The 18,481-nt window shown below is 63.2% G+C and carries 15 protein-coding genes; 4 read left to right on the top strand and 11 right to left on the bottom strand.

The window, feature by feature from the left end; translation table 11 throughout:
• Positions 1-109: 109 nt before the first annotated feature.
• Positions 110-1,573: an NAD-dependent succinate-semialdehyde dehydrogenase gene (locus tag PG899_RS11480; RefSeq protein ID WP_043159660.1), complete on the bottom strand. Its 1,464-nt coding sequence runs from the start codon at positions 1,571-1,573 to the stop codon at positions 110-112.
• 310 nt (positions 1,574-1,883) lie between these two features.
• Between PG899_RS11480 and puuR the strand changes: the two genes are divergently transcribed.
• Both puuR and PG899_RS11470 read left to right on the top strand, forming a co-directional pair.
• Complete coding sequence (gene puuR, locus PG899_RS11475; protein ID WP_024945093.1) at positions 1,884-2,495, top strand: HTH-type transcriptional regulator PuuR; 612 nt, start codon at positions 1,884-1,886, stop codon at positions 2,493-2,495.
• A 51-nt stretch (positions 2,496-2,546) separates the two neighbouring features.
• On the top strand, positions 2,547-3,824 hold the full coding sequence (locus PG899_RS11470; RefSeq protein ID WP_024945092.1) for an NAD(P)/FAD-dependent oxidoreductase: 1,278 nt from the start codon (positions 2,547-2,549) through the stop codon (positions 3,822-3,824).
• Between the two features lie 76 nt (positions 3,825-3,900).
• On the opposite strand, the gene PG899_RS11465 is transcribed toward PG899_RS11470, so the two are convergent.
• Entirely contained in the window at positions 3,901-4,401 is a 501-nt protein-coding gene (locus PG899_RS11465; RefSeq protein ID WP_011706794.1) for an SRPBCC family protein, read from the bottom strand.
• Positions 4,402-4,587: 186 nt separating this feature from the next.
• On the opposite strand from PG899_RS11465, the gene PG899_RS11460 reads away from it, so the two are divergent.
• Both PG899_RS11460 and PG899_RS11455 read left to right on the top strand, forming a co-directional pair.
• Positions 4,588-5,010 (top strand): GNAT family N-acetyltransferase, encoded by a 423-nt coding sequence (locus PG899_RS11460; RefSeq protein WP_041213686.1) that lies wholly within the window; start codon positions 4,588-4,590, stop codon positions 5,008-5,010.
• A 408-nt stretch (positions 5,011-5,418) separates the two neighbouring features.
• A complete protein-coding gene (locus PG899_RS11455) occupies positions 5,419-5,829 on the top strand; it encodes an H-NS family histone-like protein (RefSeq protein WP_024945091.1) in 411 nt (136 codons plus the stop codon).
• A 581-nt stretch (positions 5,830-6,410) separates the two neighbouring features.
• Here PG899_RS11455 and PG899_RS11450 read toward each other — a convergent pair.
• The 9 genes from PG899_RS11450 to nadK form a co-directional block, all read right to left on the bottom strand.
• Positions 6,411-7,517 (bottom strand): 3-deoxy-7-phosphoheptulonate synthase, encoded by a 1,107-nt coding sequence (locus PG899_RS11450; RefSeq protein WP_024945090.1) that lies wholly within the window; start codon positions 7,515-7,517, stop codon positions 6,411-6,413.
• A 259-nt stretch (positions 7,518-7,776) separates the two neighbouring features.
• On the bottom strand, positions 7,777-8,583 hold the full coding sequence (locus tag PG899_RS11445) for a siderophore-interacting protein (RefSeq protein WP_024945089.1): 807 nt from the start codon (positions 8,581-8,583) through the stop codon (positions 7,777-7,779).
• A 171-nt stretch (positions 8,584-8,754) separates the two neighbouring features.
• Positions 8,755-10,128 (bottom strand): efflux transporter outer membrane subunit, encoded by a 1,374-nt coding sequence (locus tag PG899_RS11440; RefSeq protein WP_024945088.1) that lies wholly within the window; start codon positions 10,126-10,128, stop codon positions 8,755-8,757.
• Positions 10,125-12,068 carry a MacB family efflux pump subunit gene (locus tag PG899_RS11435; protein WP_024945087.1) on the bottom strand — a complete coding sequence of 648 codons (1,944 nt, stop codon included), beginning with the start codon at positions 12,066-12,068 and terminating at the stop codon, positions 10,125-10,127. The genes PG899_RS11440 and PG899_RS11435 overlap by 4 nt, the downstream gene beginning before the upstream one ends.
• On the bottom strand, positions 12,065-13,228 hold the full coding sequence (gene macA / locus PG899_RS11430) for a macrolide transporter subunit MacA (protein WP_270697374.1): 1,164 nt from the start codon (positions 13,226-13,228) through the stop codon (positions 12,065-12,067). Before macA ends, PG899_RS11435 begins: the two co-directional genes overlap by 4 nt.
• A gap of 215 nt (positions 13,229-13,443) precedes the next feature.
• On the bottom strand, positions 13,444-13,884 hold the full coding sequence (locus tag PG899_RS11425) for a universal stress protein (protein WP_011706786.1): 441 nt from the start codon (positions 13,882-13,884) through the stop codon (positions 13,444-13,446).
• Between the two features lie 360 nt (positions 13,885-14,244).
• Entirely contained in the window at positions 14,245-15,138 is an 894-nt protein-coding gene (locus PG899_RS11420) for a DHHA2 domain-containing protein (protein ID WP_077097629.1), read from the bottom strand.
• Between the two features lie 591 nt (positions 15,139-15,729).
• Positions 15,730-17,394 (bottom strand): DNA repair protein RecN, encoded by a 1,665-nt coding sequence (gene recN, locus PG899_RS11415; RefSeq protein WP_011706784.1) that lies wholly within the window; start codon positions 17,392-17,394, stop codon positions 15,730-15,732.
• Positions 17,395-17,505: 111 nt separating this feature from the next.
• On the bottom strand, positions 17,506-18,390 hold the full coding sequence (nadK, locus tag PG899_RS11410; protein WP_005303013.1) for an NAD(+) kinase: 885 nt from the start codon (positions 18,388-18,390) through the stop codon (positions 17,506-17,508).
• Positions 18,391-18,481 lie beyond the last annotated feature (91 nt).

Genomic DNA, 18,481 nt, shown 5'->3' with positions numbered 1-18,481 from the left:
GGCGAGGCCCCTTGGGAGCACTCACTTCGTCCTTGTGAACTGATATGGCTGCGCCGGCGGGTGGCGGGCCCCTGTTGCAGGCCCGGCCGCCGGCGCAAGATGTGGCTGCCTAGCGGATGCCGCCGAAGCAGAGGTATTTGGTCTCGAGGTACTCCTCCAGCCCCTCGGCTGCCCCTTCACGACCGAGGCCCGACTCCTTGATGCCGCCAAAGGGGGCCAATTCGGTCGAGATGATCCCCTCGTTGATGCCGACCATGCCGTATTCGAGCTGCTCGGCCACCCGCCAGACGCGGGCGATGTCGCGCCCATAGAAGTAGGCGGCCAGACCATAAGGAGTGTCGTTGGCCAGGGCGATGGCCTCGGCCTCGGTGTCGAAGCGCACCAAGGGCGCCACCGGGCCGAAGATCTCCTCCTGCAGGATGGGGTTGGTTTTGTCGACCTTGCCCAGAATGGTGGGCTGGTAGAAGAGCGGGCCGGCGGGGTGGGCTTCGCCCCCCAGCAGCAGCTCGGCGCCGGCGGCGGTGGCCTGCTTGACCAGCTCGGCCACCTTGCTGGCGGCGGCCGGGTTGATGAGCGGGCCTATCTGGGTGCCCTCGCTCATGCCGTCGCCCACCTTGAAGGCCTTGACTGCGGCGGTGAGCTTCTCGGCGAAGGCGTCGTAGATGCCGGCCTGCACCAGGATACGGTTGGCGCAGACGCAGGTCTGGCCGGCGTTGCGGTATTTGGAGGCGAGCGCCCCGGCGATGGCGGCGTCGAGGTCGGCGTCGTCAAACACGATGAAGGGGGCGTTGCCGCCGAGCTCCAGCGACAGCTTCTTCATGGTGTCGGCGCACTGGCGCATCAACAGCTTGCCGATGCGGGTGGAGCCGGTGAAGGAGAGCTTGCGCACCGTCTTGTTGTTGCACAGCTCGTTGCCCACCGCCGCGGCCTGATGGCTGGTGACGATGTTGATGACCCCGGCCGGGATGCCTGCCTGCTCCGCCAGCGCTGCCAGCGCCAGCGCGCAGAGCGGCGTCTCGGCAGCCGGCTTGATGACGATGGTGCAACCGGCGGCCAGCGCCGGGCCCGCCTTGCGGGTGATCATGGCGATGGGGAAGTTCCAGGGGGTGATGGCGGCGACCACCCCGACCGGCTGCTTGATGGTGGCCAGCCGGCGATCGCTGGAGAAACCCGGAATGGTGCGGCCGTAGGCGCGTTTGCCCTCTTCCGCGAACCACTGGATGAAGCTGGCGCCATAGGCCACTTCGCCCTTGGCCTCGGCCAGCGGCTTGCCCTGCTCGCAGGTCATGATGCGGGCCAGCTCCTCCTGGTTGGCCATGATGAGCTCGAACCAGGCGTAGAGCCGATTGCTGCGCTCCTTGGCGGTGAGCGCGGCCCAGCCGGGCTGGGCCGCGTAGGCGGCGGCGATGGCGCGGCGGGTGTCGCCCTCGTCCATGTCGGGCACCTGGGTAATGACCTGACCGGTGGCCGGGTTGTGCACCTCGAACCGGCGTCCGCCGCCGGCTTCACACCAGCGGCCATCTATATAGGCAAGGGATTTGATCAGGGAGAGTGCGGGTTGTGATGCTGACATAGATAGCAAGCCTCGATTGTGGGTCAGGGGGCCGGCTCATCCTGTGCCGCCACCGTATAGAATAATAAGCACAGGAAGACCATAAATTGAGCTGAAATGTTTTTCAAGTGTTAAATATATTTGAGTAAACTGTGTCTCGCGTGCTAGAAATGGAGCTGTTGGAGCGATTTTACCGGTTTTTGCGGTGCAGGGTGTGCAAAATAATGAACGGCATGCACTGTGCAGGATAACAAACAGGCCGGTGGGATTGACTCGCTATTTTAACCGGGTGCCCAGCTGGCACCTGACAGGCACACAGGGAGGTGGCCGAATGCAGCAACCACAGGGCGAGACGCGCTGGCAGTCCATGACCGACAACCCCATGACGGACAAGGGGGTGGCGCAGAGCATGGGCGAGCGTCTGGCGGCGACCCGCCGGCGGCTCGGGCTCTCCCAGCGGCGGGTGGCCGAGCTGAGCGGGCTGACCCATGGCGCCATCTGCATGATAGAGCAGGACAAGGTGAGCCCCTCGGTGGCCTCTTTGCAAAAGCTGCTCAGCGTCTATGAGCTGCCGCTGTCGCGCTTCTTCGCGGAAGAGGAGGGCGGTACGCCGAGCGTGGTGATCAAGGCCGAGCAGCTGATCGAGCTGGGCAGCCAGGGGGTCTCCATGAAGCTGGTGCACAACGGCAACAACCGCCGCCAGCTCGGCTTCATGTTGGAGACCTACGCCCCCGGTACCGATACCGGCGGCCAGGTCACGCATCTGGGGGAGGAGGTGGGCACCGTGCTGGAGGGATCTGTGATCCTGACGGTGGCGGGCCAGACCTATCCGCTCAGCGCCGGGGACAGCTACGTGATCGACACGGGCGAGCCCCACAGTTTCAGCAATCCGTCGGGGCAGGTCTGCCGCATCGTCAGCGCCCACACCCCGGCCAACTTCTAGTGCCGAGACATCGTCTCGTTTGGGAAAAGAACCGGTAAGGAAACAGGGATCATGACCGAACATGTAAACAGTTACTACGCAGCCAGTGCCAACAAACACGCGCCCTATCCGACGTTGACCGAACAGCTGGAGTGTGACGTCTGCGTCATCGGGGCGGGTTATACCGGCCTCTCCAGCGCGCTGCACCTGGTGGAAAAGGGCTATTCGGTGGTGGTGCTGGAGGCGGCCCGGGTGGGTTTTGGCGCCAGCGGTCGCAACGGCGGCCAGATCGTCAACTCCTACAGCCGCGACATCGACACCATAGAAGCGAACTGCCCGCCGGATCAGGCCAGGCTGCTCGGTTCCATGCTGTTTGAGGGGGGCCAGATCATCCGCGAGCGGATCAAGCGCTACAACATCCAGTGTGATCTGCAGGAGGGCGGGGTGTTCGCCGCCGAGACCGAGAAGCAGCTGCACGAGCTCAAGGCGCAGCAGGCGCGCTGGGAGAAGTGGGGCAACGACAAGCTGGAGCTGCTCGATGCCGACGGCGTGCGCGAGGTGGTGGCGAGCGATCGCTACGTCGGCGCCCTGCTCGACAAGAGCGGCGGCCACATCCACCCCCTCAACCTGGCGCTGGGGGAGGCGGAGGCCATCCGCTTGCAGGGGGGCAAGATCTTCGAACAGTCCGCCGTCATCAGCATCACCCCGGGCACGCCTGCGTTGGTCAAGACCGCCAAGGGGGCGGTAAAGGCGCGCTTCGTGGTGGTGGCCGGCAACGCCTATCTCGGCAATCTGGTGCCTGAGCTCGCCGGCAAGAGCATGCCTTGCGGCACTCAGGTTATCGCCACCGAGGTGCTGGGAGAGGAGCGGGCCCGCTCGCTGCTGCCGCAAAACTACTGCCTGGAAGATTGCAACTATCTGCTCGACTACTACCGTACCTCCGGCGATCATCGGCTGATCTATGGCGGTGGCGTGGTCTATGGGGCGCGGGATCCGGCGGACATCGAGCGGCTGATCATCCCCAAGATGCTGAAAACCTTCCCGCAACTGGCGGACGTCAAGGTGGAGTACACCTGGACCGGCAACTTCCTGCTGACCCTGTCGCGCCTGCCGCAGTTTGGCCGTATCGGCTCCAACATCTACTACATGCAGGGCTACAGCGGCCATGGCGTCACCTGTACCCATCTGGCGGGCAAGCTGCTCTCCGAGGTGTTGAGCGGTCAGGCTGAGCGCTTCGATGCCTTTGCCAAACTGCCGCACTACCCCTTCCCGGGTGGCCGCCTGTTCCGCATCCCCTTCACCGCCGCCGGCGCCGCCTGGTATACCCTGCGCGACCGGCTGGGGGTGTGAGTCAGCGTGCGCCGAGTCTGATCTCCATGAAAAAAGAAACACCGCCAGTTGGCGGTGTTCTTCTTTATATGGGCTCTTATTGAGCCAGGGATTTCAGTTGCTGCTTGTCCGGCGGGTTGTTCCAGTCGATGGGGCCGTGGGTGAAGCGGTATTGCAGGCGGGGCAGGCTGGTTTCCAGCCACTCTTCGCGAAAATAGGCGTAGCCCTGATCCCAGTCCGGGTCGTTGGCCCAGCCGGTTTGCAGGAAGTAGAGCCGGGTGCCCTGGCCTTCCGGCACGAACCGCAGGCTGACCTGGGTCTTCTGCAGGCGGATGTGGGGCAGGGAGGGCGGGAAATTCCAGCTGAAGCTGAGCAGGTCGTGGGGCATGACGGCCATCACCCGGCAACCTTCGCTGCCACGTTCACCCAGCGGGGCATCGGGTCTGAAATAGATTTCGAAGGGACCATTCGGTTCGGGCACCATCAGGCACTCCGGCGCCAGAAAACTGCGCAGGCCACTCTCGGTTGTCCAGGCGCGCCAGACATCGTCGATATGGGCCGGAACAAAGATGTTGCCTTCTATCTGCTTGTTATCCATAAATCAGCGAGCCTCAAACCATCCATACATGGGACTCAGGCAGTATAGTCCCATGGCTTATGAAATGGACAGAGGTGTGTCACACCCCTGCCATCGCCGAGAGACTATTATGCCCGTGCGATTTGACATGGTGCCTGTGTTCCATTGAGAGTGGGGTCAGGCAGTCACAATGACAAGGACGCTTTGATGATCAGAGTCATGCAAGAGACGGATATTCCCCAGCTGGCGCAGCTGTTTCTCAAAGGGCGGCGGCAGACGTTTCACTGGGTCGATCCCGCGCATTTTCGGCTGGAAGATTTTGACGAGCAGACCCGGGGCGAGCAGATCTGGGTAGCCGAGCAGGGGGGAGCGCCTTGCGGATTTGTCTCCATCTGGGGAGATGAAAGCTTCGTTCACCACCTGTATGTCTCGGCCGACTGGCATGGGCAGGGGGTGGGGCGGGCCCTGCTGAGTCACGGGTTGGCCTCTTTTCAAAAGCCCGCCTCACTCAAGGTGGCGACCCACAACACGGCGGCGCTGGCCTTTTATCATCGACTGGGATGGCAGAATACGGCAGAAACCGGCCACTGCGAGATCACCGGCCCCTGGCGGCGGTTGATCCTGGAATAGCAGGCAAGATCCCTGGGTCTATTCCATCAGGCGGTCTGAGAGGGATCCCCGGCAGTGGCGGCTGCCGGTAATATATAGTGTCAATCGTCTACCTTGAGTCTCATGTGGGTGAGTCAGGTTTTAACAACCGTGGCCAATTGTAAAAATAGCGGTCGCAACTGTGATGGAAAATATAACGGGGCACATCTGTGCTATTTGCCATACCCGGTATGGGGAATTGCATGGCAAAAGATGAGCTGGTGTGACGTAATGGGGAATGGCTGAATAAAGTCAGCGGTATATTCAGCCGCACTTTTTTGTTAAGAAAGTGACCGCGGCTATAAAATCATTATGTTGTCATCAAACAGCCGTGCTATTCTCAAGCTGTGTTATCCCTGTGACAAACAAAAATAATTCTGTGAGGAAGTAATGAACGAGTTTCTGAAAGTTCTGCTGAACATTCGCAGCCTGCGCGCTGCCATCCGTGAATTGCCGTTTGAACAGCTGCAAGAAGCAAAAGAAAAGTTCGAGCTGGTATATAACGAGCGTGCCGAGTCTGTTGAACAAGAGCGTGCCGAACAGGAAGAGCGTCAGCGCAAGCTGAGCGAGTTCACTGAAATGCTGCAGCAGGCCGGTATCGATCCCCGTGAGCTGCTGAACAGCACCGCCGCCCCGGCTGCCGCTGCTGGTGCGACCAAGAGCAAGCGCGCCCCGCGTCCTGCCAAGTACAAGTACCAGGAAGATGGCCAGGAGAAAACCTGGACTGGTCAAGGCCGCATGCCGAAAGCCATTGCCGAGCAAGTGGCACTGGGCAAGGATCTGAATGATTTCCTGATCTGATCCACGGGATCAGTCATGAATGATGCCGCCCATGAGGCGGCATTATTATTTGTGCTCACCAAAAATATCTTCTGTCAATTCCCCAACTGCCCTGATACGACCTTGTTGTGTCGCATTCAGACCGGCACTCTGCACGTCAATTGGTCGCCCCATGATGGAATGATTAATTGGATATGGTCGTACCGATGGCTCCCTGTGCGCGCTTTTGTTGTCACGTGATCATCGAAATGTCAGCCATATCTGGACTCATATAGCCCGTCAGGTATTAGCTGGCTGACGATGTGGCAATGGGAAACGCATTAAGCCAGTCGCAAGGCGTGTCTCTTTTTTGCTCCATAACTCGCCGGATTTTACCGCGTGGTTATCCACCCTGACCGGGGGAGACTGCTGGTTTGCGGCCTGCAGTGGGTAATACCTGAGCCAACTTATTATTAATTCCAGCCGGATCCGAATGTCAGTGTACTTTGCATGGAAAAAGAGTGAGCTGGTCATTTAATCGGTAGACCCGAGCAATCGACAGGGTGGGAATATCGGCAAAATAATAAGGCTCCCGTTATGGGAGCCTTATTGCTGATGGTCGTTCAACTTGCCAACTGGGCATGCCAGCGGGCGGTGTCCGGTTGTGCCCGACCAGGGTGCAGGCGCCGTGTCTCGACGGCCTCTGCCAGCATGGCGAGCAGGGTCTGGGTATCGTCCCAGCACAGACAAGCATCGGTGACCGACTGGCCATATACCAGCTCGGTCAGCGGCGCCGGTTTCTGGCTGCCCCCCTGCAGGAAGCTCTCGACCATAACGGCGGCGATGGTGTCGCTGCCTTCCCCCAGCTGGCGGCAGAGCTCTCCTGCCACCCGGATCTGGTTCTTGTGCAGTTTCTGGCTGTTGCCGTGGCTGCAATCTACCATCAGCCGGGGCGTGAGCCCCTGCCGTGCCAGTCGCTCGGCCGCCTCTTCCACGTCGCTCTGGTGATAATTGGGGCGGGTGCCGCCGCGCAAGATGATGTGGCCGGCCGGGTTGCCCTCACTCTTGATCACCACCATGCCGCCCTGGCTGCCGGGGGCGGTAAACAGGTGGGAGGCTTCGCTGGCCTGGATGGCATCGATGGCCACCCGGATGTTGCCATCGGTACCGTTCTTGAAACCGATGGGACAGGGCAGGGCCGAGGCCAGCTGCCGGTGCACTTGTGACTCCGTGGTACGGGCGCCGATCGCTCCCCAGCTGATGAGATCGGCCAGGTAGAGGAAGCTGGTGGTATCGAGAAACTCGGTGGCGGTGGCCAGCCCCAGCCGGTTGATGTCGAGCAGCAGCTGGCGTGCCAGCTGCAGGCCATGACCTATGTCGTTGCTGCCGTCCAGATGGGGATCGAACACCAGGCCCTTCCAGCCCACCGTGGTGCGGGGCTTCTCGAAATAGGTGCGCATCACAATCTGCAGCCGATCCCGATAGTCGTGGGCCAGCACCGCCAGCCGCCGGGCGTAATCGAGGGCGGCGAGGGGATCGTGAATGGAGCAGGGACCGATGACCACCAGCAGGCGATCGTCATCCCCGCTCAGGATCTGGCGAACCTGCTGACGGTGCTGATCGATCCGGGTTGCCAGGTCGGCGGGACAGGAGTGAAGTGCCAACAGGTCGGCAGGAGTGGGGAGAGCCTCCACCGCGAAGGCGCGCATTACCGAGTTCAAGACTGCCATCTGGATTACCTTGCTGTGCAAATGGAGTGAATGACGTGCACTCCACACCGGGACCCGGACGAGGGAGCTGCAATGGGGCGTCATCACCTGTTATTGTTGAGAGTGATTATCATTATCTTGTTGTCGGCCGCAAATGCAAGCACAACCGAGCGGCATACCAGAATGGGGGGGAGAGCAGGCGGGTGGCATTGCACCAATGGCAATCAAGCCCATGGCCGGTAGACCATGAGCTTGATATTTTAGGACAAAATCAGCTGATTCAGCTGTCCATCACGTCGTGACGCGCATGGTGATAGGCCTCTTCATCCTTGCCGTGGCGCCAGTAGGGCACGGCGTAGACCCGGGTGCGATCCACCTCGAGCGTGCGCCGTACGTGGCGGCGCATGGGGACCACCAATCCCTCTTCCCCGCCGAACCAGAAGTAGCTCTGTTGCTCCTCCAGCGGCAGGGCGGTGAAGTACTCCACCAGCGGCGCCGTCTCTTCGGGGGAACCGACAAACCAGCGCAGGGTTACCCCGGCGGGCAGCGACAGATCCTGCACATCTTCCTGATAGGGCACCAGCAGGGCGATGTGGCCGCGGGCATCGGCGGGCATCACCTCGGCCATGGCGCTGATGGCAGGCAGTGCGGTGAGATCCCCCACCATGTAGTAGTGGCTGGCAGGCTGCAGCATGGGGTCCGGACCACCTGGGCCCGAGATGGCCAGCAGGTCGCCTGGCTTGACCTCGTTGGCAAAGCGGCTGGCGGGGCCGCCATCGCCGTGCAGGGCGAAGTCGATATCCAGCTCCAGCGCCTCGCGGCGAAATGCGCGAATGGTGAAGGTGCGCATGATGGGGCGCTGGCTCGGATCTTCCCAGCGCGGCCCCTGCGGGGTGGGGGTGGGCAGTACGGCATGGGCCTGGCCCGGCTGGGGCAGCATGATCTTGATATGGGCGCCGCCACAGGTGAAGGGGTAGTCAGCGAGCTCCGGGCTGGTCAGGCAGATCCGGCGCAGGTGCGGGCTCACATCCTGAATGTGCTTGACCGTGAGCAGACGGGGACGATTGACCGGGACGGACTGGGACATGGGCATACTCCTGACTGATAATGGCGCCCATTCTTCATTAAATGAAAATTATTATCAATTGGTTTGTGTGCCAGCAGTCAGACCCTGGCCGAGGGAAAAAGGCACACAAGGGGAGCAGTATGGGTGATGCCTGATGCCCTCGCACGGTGCGAGGGCATGAGACAAGACTGGTCAGCTGCGATCGCTGCCCCCCAGCGCTTTGTAGATCCTGGCCATGGTGTTGAGCTGCTCCTTCTGCTGGCCGAGCAGGGCGAGCTCGGCATCCCACAGCCGGTTCTGCTCATCCAGCCAGGGTTGCACCCCGGTGGCGCCAGCCTGGTAGCGGGCTCTGGCCAGCCGCTCCGCCTCCTTGGCAAAGTCCAGCTGCTCAGCCAGGTAGTTCAGGCGCTGCTCGCCGTGGTGGCGGGCGGCCAGACCATCTTCCACCTCCACCAGCGCGCTGTAGAGCTGCTTGCGAAACTCCGCTTCGGCTATCTGGTAATCGAGCTGGGAGCCTGCGATGGCGAGCCGGGTCTTGTTGTATTCGAGGAAGGGCAGCGCCAGCGTGGCGCTCAGGGTACCCACCGGGTTTTGCAGCACCTGGGTCAGGGTGTCCGAGCTGCTGCTGGCCCCGCCGGTCAGGCTCAGGGTGGGGTAGAAACCGGTGCGGATCTCGTCCCCCTTCGCCAGGGTCTTGCGCAGGCGCAGCTCGGCGGCGCGCACGTCGGGGCGCCGCGCCAGCACATCGGCCGGAATGCCGACCGCCAGCGTGGGGATGGGGGCCGTCGGCAGCGCCTTGGGTTCGAATGCCAGCGGGCCGCTACTGCGACCGAGCAACAGCCGCAAGGCATTGCGGGCCTGCTCCTGCTGCATCAGGAGCGAGCTGAGCTCCGCCTGCTTGCCGGCTTTCTGCTGGCTGGCCTGCACCAGGTCGAGCCGGGTCACGGCGCCGGCCCGGTACTTGGCCTGGGTCAGCTGCTCGGCGCGCTCATAGTTGGCGAGCTGCTGCTGGCCGAGGGTGATGGCCGAGCCGAGATAGGCCAGCTGCCAGTACTGCTCCAGCGCCTTGCCAATCAGCATCAGACGGGTGGCCGCCAGATCCTGGGCGGAGGCCTCGGCCTCCCAGCTCGCCTGATCCCGTATCGAGGCGAGCCGGCCCCACAGATCCACCTCGTAGCCGAGGGTGAGGGAGGGACCCATGCTGCCGCTGGCCTTGCCGCTGTTCAGGTCCTTGGTGCCATTGCCGCTGATGCCGGCATTGACCGAGGGGGTCAGGTTGGTATCGGCCAGATCGGCGCCGAGCAGGGCACTGCGCAGGCGCAGACCGGCTACCTGCATGTCCGGGTTGGCGGCCAGCACGGCCTCGATCAGCCGATCCAGCTCGGGGTCGTGGAAGCCTTGCCACCAGGGGCCGGCCTGCTGCCGGGTGAGGCCGTCGTCCGGCTGTTGCCAGTGGCCGGCCAGCGCCAGCTCTTGCCGCTGATAGCTGCTCTGCTGGCTGCAGGCGCCGAGACCGAGCGCCAGGGTGAGGCAGAGCCCCAGTTTGGATAAGTGGTACATCGTCATTCCCTCGCCAGCGCCTCGACCGGGTCGAGCCGGGCGGCATTGCGGGCGGGCAGGTAGCCAAACAGGATCCCGATGAGCGAGGAACAGCCAAACGCCATCAGGATGGAAAAGAGCGAGAAGTGCATCTGGATGCTCTCCACGAACAGGGAGAAGAGCAGGCCTATGAAGAGGGAGACGCCGACCCCGAGCATGCCGCCCAGCAGGCTCACCATCACCGCCTCGATCAGAAACTGCTGCAGTATGTCCGACTGGCGGGCACCGACCGCGATGCGGATGCCGATCTCGCGGGTTCGCTCCACCACCGACACCAGCATGATGTTCATCACCCCGACGCCGCCGACGATGAGGGAGATCACCGCGATGGCGGAGACCAGCAGCGTCATGGTGGCGGTGGTTTTCTCCACCGACTTGATGATGCTGTCGCTGCTGAAGGTGAAGAAGTCCTTCACCCCGTGGCGCTGGGTCAGCAGCTCGATGGCGGCCTGTTCGGCCAGCGCCGGTTGCACCCCGTCCTTGACCCGGATGGTGAGCTGGCTGAAGTGGTTCTGGGAGATGAGACGGCTCATCACGGCGCTGTAGGGCAGCCAGACGTTCACCGACTGGCTGCTGCGGCCAAATCCGGTCTCCTCTTCCACCACGCCGATGATGCGCACCGGCAGGGTGCCGACCAGTACCACCTGGCCGACGGGATCCTGCTTGCCGAGCAGGCTCTCGATGGTCTTGCCGTCCACTACCGCCACCGCCGCCCGGTTCTGGATGTCACGCTCGTCGAACAACCGGCCGTTGGTGAGCTTCATCCCCTTGACCCGGAAGAAGTCGTTGCCGACCCCCACTATGCTACCGCTGCTGGTCTTGTTGCGATAACGCAGCTGACCGGGGGCGGCTATCTGGGGACTGGCCCCTTCCAGATAGGGCTGACCGAGCAGGGCGTCGAGATCCCGCTTGTTGAGGGTCTGGATGCTGGCCGCCTTCTCGTCCCCCCAATCCTTGCCGGGGAAGATGTCGATGGTGTTGGTGCCCATGGCGTTGATCTGATCTATCACCTTGGCGCGGGCCCCCTGGCCGAGCGCCACCACGCTCACCACGGCGGCGATGCCGATGATGATGCCAAGCATGGTGAGGAAGGTGCGCATGCGGTGGGCCAGCATGGCGTGCAGCGCCATGCGCGCCGCTTCCCGGTAGCGATCCCAGTCGTGGCCTGCCCCTTCCTTGCTGGCAGGGGCGGCGGTCGGGGTCACGGGGACGGCCGCCGGCTTGCGGCCGCTGTCCTCCTGCACCCGGCCATCTTTCAGGGTGATGATCCGGTCGGCGTGGCTGGCCACCTCCATGTCGTGGGTCACCAGTATGATGGTGTGGCCCTGGGCGTGGAGCTCCTTGAGAATGGCCATCACCTCCTTGCCGCTCTGGCTGTCGAGGGCCCCGGTCGGTTCGTCTGCCAGGATCACTTCGCCACCGTTGGCCAGCGCCCGGGCGATACTGACCCGCTGCTGCTGGCCGCCGGAGAGCTGGCTCGGGGTGTGATGGCTGCGATCGCTGAGCCCCAGCCGGGTGAGCAGCGCCTGGGAGCGGGCCTGGCGCTCGGCCCGTGGCGTACCGGCGTAGACGGCCGGGATCTCCACGTTGGCGGCGGCATTGAGGTGCGGCAGCAGGTGGTAGCGCTGAAAGATGAAGCCGAAGTGGTGGCAGCGCAACCGGGCGAGGGAGAGGGCATCCAGGGTCGCGGTATCCTGACCGCGGAACAGGTACTGGCCACTGCTCGGCCGATCGAGGCAGCCCAGCAGGTTCATCAGGGTCGACTTGCCGGAGCCGGAGGCGCCGACGATGGCGATCATTTCCCCCGCCTCTATGGTCAGATCCAGCGGATGCAGGACGGTAACCTCCTGCTCCCCGCTCTGATAGCGGCGCTCTATCCCTTTGAGCTGGATCAGCGGCTCGCTCACAGCATGATCTCCACGTCATTGTTGCTGGCCGGCTTGCCCTGACCCAGGTTGACCTTCTCCTGCTCGCTCAGGCCGCTGACCACTTCGATCTTGATGTCGTCCTTCATGCCGGTCTTGATGCGGCGGGTCTCCTTCTGATCGCCCTCCTTGAGCAGGGTGACCTCGTACTCGTTCTCCCCGAGCTTCTTGCCAAGGGCGGTCTGCGGAATGGTCAGCACCTGCTTGCGCTCGCCGAGCACTATGGTGACCTGGGTGGTCATGGCGACCCGCAGGGTGTGATCCGGGTTTGGCACGTCGAACAGGGCGTAGTAGTAGACGGCGGCGTTGCTGGTGGCCGTGGTGCTGGTGGCCTGTTCGTTGATGTTGGTGGGGGCCAGCTCGACGGTGCGCAGGGTGCCGTGGTAGCGGGTATCCGGGTCTCCCATCAGGGTGAAGTAGACCGGCATGCCGGCCTTGACCCGGGTGACGTCCGCTTCCGAGATCTGCGCCTTGACCGTCATGGTCTCCAGGTTGGCGAGCTTGAGCAGGGTCGGCACCGTCTGGCTGGCGGCCAGGGTCTGCCCCTGACGTGTCACAATGCTGACGACGGTGCCATCCATGGGGGCCTGAATGCGGTTGTAGCCGAGCTCGGTCTTGGTGCGCTCCACCTTGATCTGGGCATTCTCGACCTCGGCCTGGGCGCTTTGCAGCTCGGCTTTGGTCACGGCCAGGAGGGCTTCGGCGCTCTCCAGATCGGCGCGCGAGCTCGCCTCCTGCCTGAACATCTGCTGCTGACGGCGCCAGCTCAGCTCGTTCTGCTTGAGCTGGGCCTGCTTGATCTTGAGCTGGGCGCGGCGACTGGCGAGATCCGCCTCGGCGGTCTTGAGGTTGTTCTGGGCGATGAGCGGGTCTATCTCGGCCAGCAAATCCCCCTGCTTGACCTTCTGGCCCGCCTCCACCGCGAGATAGGTGACCTGGCCGGAGACCTGGGCACCGACGTCCACCTGCTCGATGGCCTGCAGTACCCCGCTGGCCAGCACGGTCTGCTCCACATCCTGACGGGTCACTTGGGCGGTCAGCACCGGCTCGGGCGTCTTGCTCGGCCAGATCAGCCAGCCGATGGCGAGCAAGAGGACGAGGGCGAGCAGGGCAATTTTTCTCTGCTGGGGAGTTATGTTCATGTTTCACCTGAAAGAAGCGAACGAAGGCGTGCAAGGGCAATATCCTGCAGCAAACGAGGCTTAAAAAACAGCGATGAATATGTAAGGAAACATGTAGATAGCCTTGTCATTAGGCCGGGGCTATGAGGAGGACAAGCAGGGGATGGCGGGGTAAGAAGGACCCCGAAAGGGAGCTGGCAACAGGGTGCCCACCTCACGGGTGGGCACCCCGGTCATCAACCGACGGCTTTGAGCTGCTCGCTGTAGGGCTCGTGGCAGATCTGGATGTCGATCGGCAGCTTGTAGATGAGCAGGCGGGCCAGGGAGCCTTCCATCCAGTGGTGGCGGCTGCCGACCAGCAGCAGATCGGTCGGGTTGGCGGCCAGCCAGCGTTTCAGGTCGGGCACCACGTCATCGACCACCAGACACTGGTAATCCACCGGGTGCTGCAGGGTGGTGATGAGCTCGCTGATGATGGCCTTGGCATCCAGCGTGCCCTGAGCGCTGCGCTCCTCTTCCGACAGCGACAGGCTCTTGCGGCGCATCTTGCTGCTGTGGGTCAGGTGCAACAGGGTCAGCTCGCCCCCCATGGCTTGTGCCAATTGACTCGCTTTGGCCAGCGTCTCCTGCTCGTAATCCTTGCCTTCCAGCAACAGCACAATATTGGTTGAGGTCATAAGCAGTTCTCCCTTGGCATGGCGCGGGTCACCCGGGACAAACGACCTGTCCCATACCACTGTGTGCCCGCTATGTGTCGCATAGCACGAACCTGGCTCTCTGTGCGGCAGGCGTCACCTCGTGTCGGTGATGCATCGCCAGGCCATGTTCGTTTACATCATCATAACAGATTGAGTTGAATGGAAAATGAAGGAAAACCGGGTTTTGGCGGGAAAATGGGGTACGAGGCGGTAAAAGTGTGAGCAAAGCATGAGTTGCCTGGTCGGAAAGCACCGTGAATGGGCCGGTGAGGCAGGTGGTGAGGGGGTTGAAAAGAGGAGTGGGCGGCGAGTCGGCAGAGGCCGACCCGCCGCCTGGGGTCAGATCTGCTCGCCGGAGAGATAGCGGGTCAGCCAGGGCAGCCCCTCCTTCTTGCGGCTGACGGCGCCAACCAGATGCGTCGGCTGCTCGGGCAGAATACCGTTGCTGGCGAAGTAGAGCTGGCTGCCCCCCTGGGCGAGATCGGTCAGCATCAACACATAGGCATCCAGCTCGTCCTGCATCAGCCGCTCTTGCATGGCTTGTTCCAGCTCGGCCTGGCGGCTGTGCAGCTGGGCGGGATCCATCACGCAGATCTGGCTGACATAGAGCTGGTAGCCGGCGATCTGGTAGGCCTTCTCGTCGGCGGCCAGCAGCTCGGTCATGGGGGCGTCACCGAGCTGGGTGCGGCGTTCCAGCAGGGTCTGGGCAAAGGGTTCCAGCGCCAGTTCGGCCAGCGGCAGCAGGGCATGGACGGCGGCGCGGTCGCGGGCCGTGGTGGTGGGCGAGGTGAGGCTGAAGGTATCGCTGATGATGGCCCCCAGCAGCAGGCGAGCCTGGGCGCGGGAGAGGGTGTCATAGCCCATCAGCTCCAGCAGCACGGTGGCGCTGCACCCGACGGCCCGGATCCAGGCATCGAGCGGGCCCCGGGTGATGAGGGTACCGATGCGATGGTGATCGATGAGGCCCTGCACGTCCGCCTCAGCCAGCCCTTCTGGGCCCTGCTCCAGCTCGCTGAAATCCACCAGGAACACCTCCTTGTTGGCCACGCTGCCCTGCAGCAGAGGCGGGGCGGCAACGCCGGCGGTTTCCAGAATGAAGCGGGTTTCCGCAATGGGCTCACCGAGGGCATAGGCCTGGGCCGCCCGGCCCTGACGATTGAGCCAGTCGGCGGCAACCAGAGCGGTACAGATACTGTCGCTGTCGGGATTCTTGTGACCAAACACGTGGAGCATGGTGCCATTCCTGCGGTTGATGACGTACCTGAGGCAAGATCAGGTATGCGGGGCAAATGGGAAAACAGGGGGCTGGCCCCCGCTCTGGTTTCACTCTATGCGCCGTCCCCGCTCATGGCAACCGGCGCAGGCCGCTCTGCGGCGGGTGAAATCCTGTGGTCAAAGGGGGGCCCACTCCTGCTGCTGAATTGTCTGGGGGCAGGACAGGGAGACAGACCAGGGTAGCAGATTAGGACTGGAAGGGAGGCAAGCCTGGACAGGGAGACAAGCGGGAGGAGATAGCCGCGTGGCAAGCGCCGGCGGGCTCGCTAATCGCCGCAAGGTTCATGCCGCAGGAGTTGGAGAGGCGAAGGCGGACAAGCAAAGGGGTGAGGCCGTGGCATCGGGTTGGTTAGTGGCAAAGATGTTCCAACCCGGTTAGGCAGGCCCTGCCGTGCAAAGCACCAGGGGTGACCCTTCAGGATGCGGCAACGGCAGCATGGTGATGATGCACCAGTTGCTCAGCCGCAAACCGCCGTCACCAGCAGGCGGGGTGACGCGGGGTCCCTGATCCTCACCGTGGGCCCCGCGTGCAGATGGCTGGCCTTTGTCTCAGCAGGCCAGCAGTTCGCGGGCGTTGGCCAGGGTATTGTCGGTGATCTGGTCTCCCCCCAGCAGGCGGGCCAGCTCGTTGAGACGGGCCCCTTGATCCAGCGCCTGCATCTGGGTTTCCGTGGTCTTGCCGTCGGTGTGCTTGCTGACCACCATGTGCTGATGGCCCTTGCCTGCCACCTGTGGCAGGTGGGTGACCACCATCACCTGGGTGGATTCACCCAGCTGGCGCAGCAGGCGCCCCACCACGGCGGCAGTCGGGCCGCTGATCCCCACGTCCACCTCGTCGAAGATCAGGGTGGGGGTGGAGACCTTGCGGGCGCTGATGACCACGATGGCCAGGCTGATGCGCGACAGCTCACCGCCGGAGGCCACCTTGCCGAGCGGCTGGATGGGCTGGCCCGGGTTGGTGGTGACCATGAACTCCACCCGATCGATGCCAAGGGGCGAGAGGCTGCTCTGGGCATCGGGGCGTACCTCGATGGCGAAGCGGCCATCCGGCATCGCCAGCTCGTGCATGCTGGCACTCACCTTGGCGCCGAGCTCCTCGGCGTAGCGCTGGCGACTCTGGCTCAGGGCCTCTGCGGCTTGCACAAAGGCCAGGCGGGCCTCGGCCAGCTCGTCTTCCATCCCCTCCAGGCGCTCCTCGTCGGAGTTGAGGCGGGCCAGATCTGCGGCCAGCTCCTGGTGGTGCAGGGCCAGCTCGGCCGGTTTGACGTGGTGCTTGCGGGCCAGATTGATGGCCTTGGAGAGGCGGGCTTCCAGCTCGTTGAAACGCTCGGGATCCAGCTCCAGCCTGTCCAGATAATTGCGCAGCTCGCTGTGGCTCTCCTGCACCCCGATCAGCGCCTCGTTAAGCATGCCGAGCACGTCGCCTAGCCGGCTATCCATGGCGACCAGGCTCTCGGCCCGATCGACGACGGTCTGCAGCAGGCCGGCGATGGTGGTCTCTTCGTTGTCATAGAGCAGGTCGAGACAGGCGCCGCACTCCTGCATCAGTTCGGTGCCGTTGGCCAGGCGCTGGTGCTCCTCTTCAATCTCTTCAAACTCCCCCGGCTGCAGGGCGAACTCGTCCAGCTCCTGCACCTGATATTCGATGAGCTGGCGACGGGCCTCCCGCTGCTGCTGCTCGGCCTTGAGCCGGTTGAGTTCGTTCTGCAGCTGGCGCCACTGCTGGTAGTGGCGACGCACCTCATCGAGCAGCAGATGGTGGCCGGCGTAGCCATCGAGCAGGGCGAGCTGGTAGTCGGGTTTGAGCAACATCTGGTGGGCATGCTGGCCATGGACGTTGACCAGCAGCTGACCCAGGTTCTTGAGCTGGGTGAGGGGGACGGGCACGCCGTTGATGTAGCTGCGTGAGCGCCCCTCGGCGGAGATGACCCGCCGCACGATACACTCTCCTTCGTTTTCCAGCTCGTTGGTGGCAAGCCAGGCGCGGGCGGCCGGGTTGCCGTCCAGCAGGAAGCGGGCGCTGACCTCGCTCTTGTCGCTGTCCGGTCGTACCATGCCGGCCTCGGCCCGTTCCCCCAGGCACAGGCCCAGGGCGTCGATGGCGATGGATTTACCGGCCCCGGTCTCACCCGTGATGCAGGTCATGCCCGGTTGCAGATCGAGTTCGAGAAACTTGACGATGGCGAAGTTGTTGACGGTCAGCTGGGTCAGCATGGTCTCATCCTGTATGGGCCAACATTACTGTGTATGCATCCAGTATATACTGGTTTTCCATACAGTAAAGAGTCGACCTGCGACAGGATGTGCAGGAACGTCAAGCGTGGGTCAGAACAGCTTGCTGCCCCAGCCGAGCTTGTTGCGCAGCACGTGGAAGTAGCTGTAGTCGAGCGGATGCACCAGATGCAGCTTGTGGCTGCTCTTCTTGATGAGGATCTCGTCCCCCGGGTGGACCGCCAGGGTCACCTGACCGTCGCAGCTCACCTGCATGGCGTCGTCCTGATTGTCCGGTGAGACCAGCAGCCGCACTTCGCTGTCGGCGTCCAGCACAATGGGACGGCTGCTCAGGGTGTGCGGGAACATGGGCACCAGCGTGATGGCATTGAGCTTGGGGGTGAGGATGGCGCCCCCCGCCGACAATGAGTAGGCGGTGGAGCCGGTGGGGGTGGCCACTATGATGCCGTCCGAGCGCTGGCTGTACATGAAGCTGCCATCGATGTAGACCTCGAACTCGATCATGTGGGCAATCTTGCCCGGGTGCAGCACCGCCTCGTTGACCGCCAGATTGTTGGACTTGCGCTCGCCGTGGCGATAGACCGCCGCCTCCAGCAGGAAGCGGTGCTCGCTCTTGTAGTGGCCGCACAGCACCTGCTCCAGCGGCAGCAGGTAATCCTGCGGCGAGAGATCGGTGAGAAAACCGAGATTGCCCCGGTTCACCCCGATCACCGCCACGTCGAAGCGCGACAGTACCCGTGCGGCCCCCAGCATGTTGCCGTCACCGCCGACCACGATGGCGAGATCCGCCTGCTGGCCCAGCTGCACCAGGTCCATCACGTTCTCGTCCATGATGCCGAGGGCATGGGCCACCCGGCTCTCCACCAGGACCCGAAAACCGCGGGTGGTCAGGTATTGATGCAGGCCGGTCAGGGTCTGGTTGGCCCCTTCGTGGTGGGGTTTGCCAATCAGGGCGATGGTTTTGAACGGAGAATCCATAGTCTGTCGGGTCTGGGATGAGTATTGGGGGGAGTATACCGCGCTTTGGGGGGGATTTGTCTGCCACCGGCTGGTCCGGCCGCAGCGGATG

Source organism: Aeromonas sp. QDB39, assembly GCF_027707585.1.
Classification (GTDB): domain Bacteria; phylum Pseudomonadota; class Gammaproteobacteria; order Enterobacterales; family Aeromonadaceae; genus Aeromonas; species Aeromonas hydrophila.
Note: the sequence above shows the minus strand (reverse complement) of the source record. Positions and strands in the feature narration are given on the sequence as shown.

Excerpts from the sequence above, each read along its gene's own strand:
- PG899_RS11480 (WP_043159660.1), bottom strand. The coding sequence starts at position 1,573 with ATGTCAGCATCACAACCCGCACTCTCCCTGATCAAATCCCTTGCCTAT.
- puuR (WP_024945093.1), top strand. The coding sequence starts at position 1,884 with ATGCAGCAACCACAGGGCGAGACGCGCTGGCAGTCCATGACCGACAAC.
- PG899_RS11470 (WP_024945092.1), top strand. The coding sequence starts at position 2,547 with ATGACCGAACATGTAAACAGTTACTACGCAGCCAGTGCCAACAAACAC.
- PG899_RS11465 (WP_011706794.1), bottom strand. The coding sequence starts at position 4,401 with ATGGATAACAAGCAGATAGAAGGCAACATCTTTGTTCCGGCCCATATC.
- PG899_RS11460 (WP_041213686.1), top strand. The coding sequence starts at position 4,588 with ATGATCAGAGTCATGCAAGAGACGGATATTCCCCAGCTGGCGCAGCTG.
- PG899_RS11455 (WP_024945091.1), top strand. The coding sequence starts at position 5,419 with ATGAACGAGTTTCTGAAAGTTCTGCTGAACATTCGCAGCCTGCGCGCT.
- PG899_RS11450 (WP_024945090.1), bottom strand. The coding sequence starts at position 7,517 with ATGGCAGTCTTGAACTCGGTAATGCGCGCCTTCGCGGTGGAGGCTCTC.
- PG899_RS11445 (WP_024945089.1), bottom strand. The coding sequence starts at position 8,583 with ATGTCCCAGTCCGTCCCGGTCAATCGTCCCCGTCTGCTCACGGTCAAG.
- PG899_RS11440 (WP_024945088.1), bottom strand. The coding sequence starts at position 10,128 with ATGACGATGTACCACTTATCCAAACTGGGGCTCTGCCTCACCCTGGCG.
- macA (WP_270697374.1), bottom strand. The coding sequence starts at position 13,228 with ATGAACATAACTCCCCAGCAGAGAAAAATTGCCCTGCTCGCCCTCGTC.
- PG899_RS11425 (WP_011706786.1), bottom strand. The coding sequence starts at position 13,884 with ATGACCTCAACCAATATTGTGCTGTTGCTGGAAGGCAAGGATTACGAG.
- PG899_RS11420 (WP_077097629.1), bottom strand. The coding sequence starts at position 15,138 with ATGCTCCACGTGTTTGGTCACAAGAATCCCGACAGCGACAGTATCTGT.
- recN (WP_011706784.1), bottom strand. The coding sequence starts at position 17,394 with ATGCTGACCCAGCTGACCGTCAACAACTTCGCCATCGTCAAGTTTCTC.
- nadK (WP_005303013.1), bottom strand. The coding sequence starts at position 18,390 with ATGGATTCTCCGTTCAAAACCATCGCCCTGATTGGCAAACCCCACCAC.